Below are 1,317 nucleotides of genomic sequence, written 5' to 3'. Positions count from 1 at the left end.
GCACCCGCTATCTTTTTTAATTCATTTTCATCGATTAAACCAATCAATTCCTTTGTATCTAAATCTTGATTACGTAATTTGTTTAATTTTTCATTTTTAGACATAGCAATCACCTTTTTCAATATTCAGAAAATGAATGTTAGAGTACTTCAATTTTTATTAATAACGGTTGGTGGCAAGTTTAGATGTTACAGAAGATAATTTATGTTTCCCTCTATCTCCAGCATCACCAACCTTTTTTATTCTTTTAATATAAAGTTGTCTGTTTAATCCATTGTAAGACTATTAAAGGCATCATTATTTTCTTGAAATCAAATGATAGCTGAATTTGATCTTCTAACTCTCCATGTATGTGTAATTGCTTTTGTAAGGCTAACATGCACTCTGTAGTTTGGCCCTGTAACCTTGGATACAAAAATTCTTTTGAATGATGAATGCTTGTACTTTGGTTGATCATATATCCAATAGCTATAGGCCCTTTTTTCTCACCTATTCCTGTTTTAAATTCTTGAATATTGATGGCTTTTAAATGAATAAAATGATCATTATGAAAATCTATTGCATAAGCACCTGGAGTAGATAGACCAGTTACAATATTCGGTTGGAAAACAAATAGAATAGGTACTAAAGCTGTAAATGTTTGATTATGAAATGCTTCATATAGAATTTGTGCTAAAGTATCAATATGAATAAATGGTTGAGCTAGACTAATCGATTCTTTTTGGGATGCTTGTTTATTTAATAGTTGTTTGTAAACATGATATGGCAATACGTCTTGTTCATTCGAAAAGTCTTGTAAACGTTGATTATTTCCCCTACCAAGATCCAAATGATAATTTATATTGTTTATCATATCTATAGAATTTTTTGTCTCTAGCATCAGATTAACTACCTCCTTGCTATCTAACTTTCTGTACCTAAAATATACGTGTTAATTTATGTTAATAACAATTAGTAAAATTTAATGAAAAATATTATAAGTTACGACTATATTTAAACTTGTTATTTTACATATTTTGAAATGCGAGAAAAATTCAATTGTCTATTAGACACTGGGCGATTATAATGCCAATACATATAACACACTTTTTTCTTATTTTATAAAAAGAGAAAAGTATCATCTTTGCTTTCTTTAATTGTTTATAAAACCAATATATAAAGACCCCCACCTAAATACTCCATTTAAGTGGGGGCCTTATATATACTTTATTATGTAAATATGTATTAAACTTGAGGAGGTCTCCAGTCACTATAGACTGAAGGCGTATCGATGGCATAAGTTTGAGGAGTTATATTTTTCGGGGTATCCGCAGAACT

The 1,317-nt window shown here is 29.4% G+C and carries 1 protein-coding gene and 1 pseudogene; both read right to left on the bottom strand.

From position 1 onward, the window contains the following. Positions 1-104 (bottom strand): annotated as a pseudogene (locus tag MR083_RS26630) (class II lanthipeptide, LchA2/BrtA2 family); the annotation flags it as partial. A gap of 143 nt (positions 105-247) precedes the next feature. Then, a complete protein-coding gene (locus tag MR083_RS26625; RefSeq protein WP_242270090.1) occupies positions 248-880 on the bottom strand; it encodes a hypothetical protein in 633 nt (210 codons plus the stop codon). Between the last annotated feature and the right edge of the window lie 437 nt (positions 881-1,317).

It is taken from the genome of Bacillus cereus group sp. BfR-BA-01408 (assembly GCF_022663305.1).
Taxonomy (GTDB): domain Bacteria; phylum Bacillota; class Bacilli; order Bacillales; family Bacillaceae_G; genus Bacillus_A; species Bacillus_A pacificus.
Note: the sequence above shows the minus strand (reverse complement) of the source record. Positions and strands in the feature narration are given on the sequence as shown.

Excerpts from the sequence above, each read along its gene's own strand:
- MR083_RS26625 (WP_242270090.1), bottom strand. The coding sequence starts at position 880 with ATGCTAGAGACAAAAAATTCTATAGATATGATAAACAATATAAATTAT.